General features: G+C 74.8%; 4 protein-coding genes. 3 read left to right on the top strand and 1 reads right to left on the bottom strand.

Annotated features, from left to right (window positions below):
- The first annotated feature begins 169 nt into the window (after positions 1–169).
- From V6U77_RS29030 to ffh, 3 genes are all read left to right on the top strand, one after another.
- Positions 170–508 carry a P-II family nitrogen regulator gene (locus V6U77_RS29030; RefSeq protein ID WP_176733926.1) on the top strand — a complete coding sequence of 113 codons (339 nt, stop codon included), beginning with the start codon at positions 170–172 and terminating at the stop codon, positions 506–508.
- A 5-nt stretch (positions 509–513) separates the two neighbouring features.
- The gene (locus V6U77_RS29035) at positions 514–2,883 is read left to right on the top strand and encodes a [protein-PII] uridylyltransferase (protein ID WP_334609940.1); all 2,370 of its coding nucleotides are present in this window, start codon (positions 514–516) and stop codon (positions 2,881–2,883) included.
- Between the two features lie 180 nt (positions 2,884–3,063).
- On the top strand, positions 3,064–4,623 hold the full coding sequence (gene ffh / locus V6U77_RS29040; RefSeq protein WP_334609941.1) for a signal recognition particle protein: 1,560 nt from the start codon (positions 3,064–3,066) through the stop codon (positions 4,621–4,623).
- A gap of 82 nt (positions 4,624–4,705) precedes the next feature.
- Here the strand turns inward: ffh and V6U77_RS29045 are convergent, their stop codons facing one another.
- Complete coding sequence (locus tag V6U77_RS29045) at positions 4,706–8,254, bottom strand: S8 family serine peptidase (RefSeq protein ID WP_334609942.1); 3,549 nt, start codon at positions 8,252–8,254, stop codon at positions 4,706–4,708.
- Between the last annotated feature and the right edge of the window lie 263 nt (positions 8,255–8,517).

Below are 8,517 nucleotides of genomic sequence, written 5' to 3' on the forward strand. Positions count from 1 at the left end.
GGGCTGGCCGGCGCCCGGCCGGCGACGGCACCGGCGGGCGCGCCCGCCGAGCCCGCCGAGCCCGCCGTGCCCGCCGAGCCGGCTGAGCCCGCCGTGCCCGCCGTGCCCGCTGCCGAGTCCGCCGCCGAGAAGGTCGCCGGTTAACGTTCCTGGGATGGAGGGGTTGGACATGAAGCTGGTGACCGCGGTCATCAAGCCGTACCAGCTGGACGCGGTGAAGGAGGCCCTGCACGCCCTCGGCGTGGCAGGCCTGACCGTCAGCGAGGTCCAGGGCTACGGGCGGCAGAAGGGGCACACCGAGGTCTACCGGGGTGCCGAGTACACGGTCGAGTTCCTGCCCAAGATCCGGGTGGAGGTGCTCACCGACGAGATCGACGTCGACAAGATCGTTGACGCCGTCGTCGGCGCCGCCCGGACCGGCAAGATCGGCGACGGGAAGGTCTGGGTGACCGCCGTCGAGGAGGTCGTGCGGGTGCGTACCGGCGAACGCGGCCTCGACGCGCTCTGACCGACATGACCTCGTCGACCGGGAGGAACGCCTCGGACCACGCCGGCGACGGCGCCGGGCGACTCCTGGTCGACGAGGTCGTCGGCGTCGACGGAGGCGTCGGGGCCGCGGCGCGGGCGGCGCGGGCGGACGCGTACGACCGGTGGCTGGGCGCGCTGCTGCCGCGCCGGCCCGGGGTGGCGCTGGTCGCCGTCGGCGGGCTGGGCCGCCGGCAGTGCGCGCCGCACGGCGACCTCGACCTCGTCCTGCTGCACGCCGGGGTGCCCGGCGTGGACGAGCTGGCCGCCTCCGTCTGGTATCCGGTGTGGGACGCCGGACTGCGGCTGGACCACTCCGTCCGGACCGTCCCCGAGGCGCTCTCCGTCGCGCAGGACGACGTGAGGGTGGCCCTCGGGCTGCTCGACGCGCGCCTGGTCGCCGGCGACGCCGCGCTCGCGGACGTGCTGGTCCGCACCGCCGCCGACCACTGGCGGCGCACCGCCGTGCGGCAGCTCCCGGCGCTGCGCGAGCTCACCGCCGCCCGCTGGGCGGCCCACGGCGAGCTGGCCTTCCTGCTCGAGGGCGACCTGAAGGAGGCGGCCGGCGGGCTGCGCGACGTGGGCATCCTGCGCGCGATCGCCACCGCCGGCATCACCGACGCGCTGCGCCCCGCCGTCCGCGCCGCGCACCTGCGGCTGCTGGACACCCGCGACGCGCTGCACCGGCAGGCCGGTCGCCGGGTCGACCGCCTGGTCGCCCAGGAACGCGACGGGGTCGCCGCGCTGCTCGGGCTCGGGCAGCTCCCGCCGGGCGCCGCCGACCCCGCGCGGCCGCGGCAGCTCCCGCCGGGTGCGCCCGGCGCCCCGCAGCGAGCCGGAGCGACCGTCGGCGACGGGGACGCGCTGCTGCGCCGGGTCGCCGGGGACGCCCGGACCGTCAGCCACGCCCTCGACGACGCCCTCCGCGCCGTCGACCGGCTCCGCACGGGCCGCCGCCGGGGCGCCGACGGGCGTCCGCTGCGCCGGCCGGTCGCCCGGGACGTCGTCGAGCACGACGGCGAACTGGTGCTCGCCCGCACCGCGATCGGCGCGCGGCCGGACCCGAGCCTGTCGCTGCGGGTCGCCGCCGCCGCGGCCGTCGCCCGGCTGCCGATCGCCCGGGCCACCTGCGAGTGGCTGGCCGCGTACTGTCCGCCGCTGCCGGCGCCGTGGCCGGCCGAGGCCCGGGCCGCGCTGATCACCCTGCTCGGCGCCGGTCCCGGCCTGCTGCCGGCCTGGGAGACCTGCGACCGGTACGGGCTGATCGAGGGCTGGCTGCCCGAGTGGACCCGGCTGCGCAGCCTGCCGCAGCACCACCCCGTGCACCGGTTCACCCTCGACCGGCACCTCGTGCAGACCGCGTACGAGGCCGGTCGACACACCCGCGAGGTGGACCGCCCCGACCTGCTGCTGCTCGGCGGCCTCCTGCACGACATCGGCAAGGGGCTGCCCGGCGACCACAGCGCGGCCGGGGTGCCGCTGGCCGAGGCGGTGGCCGCCCGGATCGGCCTGCCCGCGCCGGAGGTGGCGCTGATCGGCACGCTGGTCCGGCTGCACCTGCTCCTGCCCGACGTGGCCACCCGGCGGGACCTCGCCGACCCGGTCACCATCGCCGGGGTCGCCGAGCGGGTCGGCGACCCGGGGACGCTGGACCTGCTGCACGCCCTGGTACGCGCCGACGCCGCCGCCACCGGGCCGGCCGCCTGGTCGCAGTGGAAGGGCCGGCTGGTCGCCGAGCTGGTCGCCCGGGTCCGGACCGCGCTGGACACGGGCGCGCCGCCCGCCCCGCCCGCCCCCGATCCGGCCCTGCTGGCGGGGTCCCTGCCGGTCGTACACCTGACGGCCGACCGGGTGGCCGTGGCCGCGGCGGACCGGCGCGGCCTGCTCGCGACGGTGGCCGGCTGCCTGGCGCTGCACCGGCTGGAGGTGCTCTCCGCCGACGCCTGCGCCGTCGACGGCCGGGCCCTGGTCGAGTGCCGGGTGCAGCCCCGCTACGGGCTCGCGCCCGACCCGATCGCCCTCGGCGCCGACCTGCGCCGGGCGGTGAACGGCGACGTCTCGGTCACCCAGCGGTTGCGCGGCCGGGCGCTCGCGGCGCGGGCCGGCGGGGCCGCGCCGCGGGTGGTCTGGCACCGCGAGGCGGCCACCGACGCCGTGCTGCTGGAGCTGCGCGCCGCCGACGCGGCGGGGCTGCTCTACCGGGTGGCCTGCGCCCTCGACGAGGCCGGCGCCCAGGTGCGGGCGGCCCGCATCTCGACCCTGGGCGGCGACGTGGTCGACGTCTTCTACCTCGTCGGCGGCTGGCCGGCCGAGGCCGACCGGGCCCGCCTGGAGGCCGCGGTGCTCGCGGCGGTGTGAGCAGGGGCCTCCCGGCGGCCCGGAGACCCTCGTGCGCGCGGGCGCGCCGGCGCTGTTCCCCGCCCCGGCTGTGCCCGGCCCGGAGCGGCCCCGCGGCCCGGCCGGCTACCCTAGCGGTGGCCGGACACCTCGCCCGGTCGCCGATGTGCCCGCCGGAACACTGACAATCGGGATGTTCGCGTGTTTGACACCTTGAGTGACCGCCTGTCCGGGATCTTCACCAAGCTCCGCGGCAAGGGTCGGCTCACCGACGCCGACATCGACGCCACCGCGCGCGAGATCCGCCTCGCGCTGCTGGAGGCGGACGTCGCGCTGCCGGTGGTCAAGGGCTTCATCGCCAACGTCAAGGAGCGGGCGCGCGGCGCCGAGGTCTCCCAGGCGCTCAACCCGGCGCAGCAGATCATCAAGATCGTCAACGACGAGCTGGTCAACGTGCTCGGCGGCGAGGGGCGGCGGCTCCAGTTCGCCAAGCAGCCGCCGACGGTGATCATGCTCGCCGGCCTCCAGGGCTCCGGCAAGACCACTCTCGCCGGCAAGCTGGCCCGCTGGCTCAAGGCCCAGGGCCACCAGCCGCTGCTGGTCGCCGCCGACCTTCAGCGCCCCAACGCCGTCGGGCAGCTCCAGGTGCTCGGTGGCCGCGCCGGCGTCGAGGTGTACGCCCCCGAGCCCGGCAACGGCACCGGCGACCCGGTGCAGGTGGCCCGCGCCTCGATCGAGCACGCGAAGCGGGCCGCCCGGGACATCGTCATCGTCGACACCGCCGGCCGGCTCGGCATCGACGCCGAGATGATGCAGCAGGCCGCCGACATCCGCGACGCGGTCGACCCGGACGAGGTCATCTTCGTCATCGACGCCATGGTGGGCCAGGACGCGGTGCGCACCGCCGAGGCGTTCCGCGACGGCGTGGGCATCACCGGCGTGGTCCTGTCCAAGCTCGACGGCGACGCCCGCGGTGGCGCCGCGCTGTCGGTCCGGGAGGTCACCGGGCAGCCGATCCTCTTCGCCTCCACCGGCGAGAAGCTGGAGGACTTCGACGTCTTCCACCCCGACCGGATGGCCAGCCGGATCCTCGGCATGGGCGACGTCCTCACTCTGATCGAGCAGGCCGAACAGGCCTTCGACACCGATCAGAAGGAGAAGATGACCGCCAAGCTGATGGGCGGTGAGCAGTTCACCCTGGAGGACTTCCTCGACCAGCTCATCGCGGTCCGGCGGATGGGCCCCATCGCCAACGTGCTGGCCATGATGCCGGGCATGGGGCAGATGAAGGACCAGCTCGCCGAGGTCGACGACAAGCACTTCGACCGGGTCACCGCGATCATCCGGTCGATGACCCCCGCCGAGCGCACCAACCCGAAGATCATCAACGGCTCCCGCCGGGCCCGCATCGCCAACGGCTCCGGCGTCACGGTGATGGACGTCAACCAGCTGCTCAACCGCTTCACCGAGGCGCAGAAGATGATGAAGCAGATGGGCGGCATGATGGGCCTGCCGGGCGGCGGCCGGCGCAAGGCCACCAAGTCGCCGAAGAACAAGCGCAAGGGCACCAAGGGCGGCAACCGGCCGCGCACCGGGGCGGGCGCCGGGATGCCGGGCGGCTTCCCGGGCGGCATGCCGCAGCTCCCGCCGGGCATGGACCCGAACGACCTGGCCGCCGGCCAGGGCCTCCCGCCGGGCTTCAAGCTGCCGAAGATCGACTTCAACAAGCTCGGCAAGGGCGGCGACGGCCGGCCCCGCTGAGGCGCGCGGAGACTGAGCGCCCTGCGGTCCACACGGGCGGGGCCCGGCCGTCACCGGCCGGGCCCCGTTTTCCGTACGACCGTCAGGACAGCAGGTCCGGCCGGTCGGCGACGCGCAGCGCGTTGACGATCGGCACGCCGTAGCCCTTGTGCGTCACGAACCGCACGTTGAGCTGGCCGTCGACCACCCGCACCGTGTACGTCCGGCTCAGCGCGGCGTAGCTGCCCACCTCGCCCGCCACGTCCAGCGACGGCAGCACCTCCTGGCCCTCGATCAGCACGTCGAAGACCCGGCGGTCCGGGTACTGCCGCTTCACCTCGGCGAAGTCCAGCTCCACCGTGTAGTGGCCGTCCGCGAGACCGTCGACGCGGTACTCGTACATCCCCTCCCGCTGGCTGGCGAAGCGGGCCGGGTCGTTGGTGCCGGTGATCGGGGTGCTGGTCGTCCGGCGGCTGGAGGTGCCGAGGTAGCCGGCGCCGCCGGCGGTCCAGGCCCGGTCCGGCGACCAGGTCTGGCCCTCGACGTCGGCCCGGGCCGACGTCGCGCCGGCGTCGATCGCCAGGGTGGTGCGCGGCACCACCAGGGTGACCGGGACGTCCAGGACGGGCTGGCGCCCGCTGGCCGAGGAGATCCGCAGCTTGGCCTGGTGGAAGCTGCCGGGGGCCAGGCCGGCCGTGCTGGTCGCCACGCCGACGGTGTGCCGGCCGCCGCTGCCCAGGGTGACGGTGGCACCCGACAGGCCGAGCCAGCCGACGTCCTGCGGCGTGCCGTCGGAGTTCAGCTCGGTGACCGTGACGTCGGTGCCGAGCACCCCCGTGTTGCTCAGGGTGATCTGTCGGCTCCGGGTCTGCTCCGCCGCCGAGACGACGGTCAGCTCGCTCGTCGGGGTGCCGACGCGCGCGGTACGCAGCGCCGCCGAACGGACCTCGGCCGCGCCGGCCTGCACCGCCACGGAGCCCGACGCCGCCTCGTAGTGCTGCTTGTCGATGGTGAACCCGACCGTGCCGACGGGGGCCTGGATCAGGTACGTGCCGTCGGCCTCCGTGGTCTGGGTGGCCGTCGCGTCGCCGACCCGGGCGGTCACGGTGGCCCCGGCGACGGGGCGCCCGTCGTTGGCGTCGGTGACCACACCGGAGAGCACCCCGCTGCGGGTGGTGCGGAACGTGATCGCCGTGCCGTCGGCGACCGCCTGGGCGTTGTACGAGTACTCGAAGCCGACGGTGCCGTCGACGTTCTCCAGGCCGATCGAGGCGCCGGTGCCGGTCTCCGCGCCGTCGCCGTCGACGTCGGCGTACCGGTAGGTGATCGAGCCGTCCTCACCGATGGCGGCACTGAAGGTCAGTCGCATCGACCGGTCGGCGAAGATCGACACGTTGCGCCACTCCACCACGAAGGTGCGGCGCGGCGCGGCACCCGTGACGGCCGTGTAGACGCCCGAGTCCTCCTCCACGTAGAGGTCGTCCCAGAACGGGAAGAGCGCGAGGTCGGGGTTGGTGGTGTTCGGCAGGGCGGTGTTGAGGCGGCTGGTCGACGAGGTGCCGAAGCCGAGCACGCCGTTGGTGCTCACCCACGCCTGCCGGTAGGAGTTGCCGTAGAGCGGGACCCGGAAGGGCAGCGTGACGGGGACGGACTTGTTGTCGCCGGTCAGCGTCTCCAGCAGTTGGGTGCCGGCGACGAACGAGCCGCCGGCCGGGCCGCAGGCGTACCCGAAGGAGTCGACCCGGTCGGGCAGGGTGACGTCCAGGACGGTGTCCGCGCCGACCTGCGCCGACCTGGTCACCTCGTCCGAGCAGCGGTACGTGTGCGCGAAGCGGACGTCGTACGTGCCGTGCGGCACGGTCACGGAGTAGCGGCCGTCGGCGTCGGCGGTGGCGGTGAGCGGGGTGCCGAGGACGGCGACGGTGGCGCCGCCGGCCGTGCCGTCCGAGGTGCGCACCGTGCCGCTGAGGGTGGCCGAGGGGGCCGCCTCGAGGGCGACGTCCGCGTCGGCCGCCTGGTTCTCGGTGATGGTCACCGAGGTCGTCCCCGTGGTGTAGCCGAACTTGCTCACCGAGACCGTGTAGCTGCCCACCATCAGCCGGTCGAGCGCGTACGAGCCGTCTGCGCCGGTGCTGGTGACGCGGGTCATCGGGCCGGTGACCGTCACGTCCGCCCCGGCCAGCGGGTTGCCGCCGGAGGTGACCCGACCGCCCAGCGCGCCGAGGGCGCCCCGGGGGGTGGCGTCGACCGCCGCGTACGCGTCGAGCCGGCCCTCGCCGAAGACGTTGTTGTCGTCGACGGTGCCGCCGCAGGTGAGCGCGTCGACGTCGATCGCGGTGTCGTCGAGGATGCGCTTGGTCTCGGCGACGTCGCCCTGCAGGGCCGGCGAGGCCGACCACATCAGGGCCACGGTCGCCGCGGTGTGCGGGGAGGCCATCGACGTGCCGCTGAGCGCCGAGTAGCCGCCCGGCACCGCGGAGCGGACGTTGGCGCCCGGCGCGGCGATGTTCGGCTTGATGTCGCCGTTCTCGCCGGTGCCCCGGCTGGAGAAGCTGGCGATCGCGTTGTTCACGTCGAACGCGCCGGAGCTGTAGCTGATCGTGTACGACCCGGGGCTGCCCGAGGTGTTGCAGCTCGGGCCGCTGTTGCCGTTGGAGAAGGCCGGGAAGATGCCGGCGGCCACCCACGACGAGACGATCTCGGTGTACCACGGGTCGTACGCGCTGGAGCCCCAGGAGTTGTTCACGACGTCCGGGGCGAGGTCGGGGCGCGGGTTGGCGCCGTCGAGGTCGGTGGGGGCGACGATCCACTGGCCGGAGGCGAGCAGCGACGCCCGCGAGCAGCCGCTGGTCTCGCAGCCCTTGGCGGCGATCCACCGGGCGCCGGGGGCCACGCCGATCACGTTGGCGCCGTCCGAGCCGACCATCGTGCCCATGGTGTGCGTGCCGTGGTTGTTGTTGTCGCACGGGGCGTCGGTGGGGCAGACGTCGGCCGGGTCGAACCAGTTGTAGTTGTGGTCGAGGGTGCCGTCACCGTTGCGCCCCCGGTAGCTGGCCGCCACGGCGGGGTGGGTGACGTCGACGCCGCTGTCGATGTTGGCGACCACGATGCCCTCGCCGCGTACGTTCAGCTCGTTCCAGACCCGCGGCGCGTTGATCCGGTCGATGTTCCACTCGGTGGCGTTGGTGGTGGGGACGGTCTCGCCGGGCAGCGGCTTCGGGATCTCGACCGGGTCGTCGGCGAGGATCTCGGCGACGTCGGCGCGCACGGCGAGGTCACCGAGCAACTCGGCGTCGCCGGTCACCCTGATCGCGTTGACCAGCCAGAACGGGGTGAACTCCGCGCCCTCGCGGGTCAGCATGGCGCGCAGGCCGGCCTGGCTGCGCTCGGCGTGGGCGGTCTTGGCGCGGTGCACGTGGGCGGCCTTCTCCGTCTTGCCGCGCAGGCTGGCCGCGCCGGACAGGTCGGCCTTGCTGTCCAGGAAGACCCAGTAGCTGGCCCTGCCCTCGCGGGCGAGCCGGGTGGTGACCTTCCCGTCGACCTTCGCGGCCACCGCCCTGGCCTTCGTGTCGGCGGGGTCCGGTGCGGCGGCGGCCGGCGCCGCGGCGCCGATCGGCAGGGTGAGGCCGACCGCCAGGCCGACCGCGGCCATTCGCCATCGTCGTGGTGACACTGTCCCGACGCTCCTTCGTGAGGTGAGGCGACACTGTGGACGCCCAATGCCCGGGCGCCTGGGAGCATCCTGGTGACGAAGGATCTCTTCATCAAGACATGCGTAAATAAAGAAATCTGTCAATCAACCGTTCGTGCCGCTCGGTGGCGGGAGGGCTACGCAGCGCAGTCGAGGGCGGCCGTGCCGGGCGCGGCCGGGCGCGGCCGGGCGCGGCCGGCGGGCCGGCGCGTCCGCCGCCCCCG

Source organism: Micromonospora sp. CPCC 205546 (assembly GCF_036902715.1).
Classification (GTDB): Bacteria; Actinomycetota; Actinomycetes; order Mycobacteriales; family Micromonosporaceae; genus Micromonospora.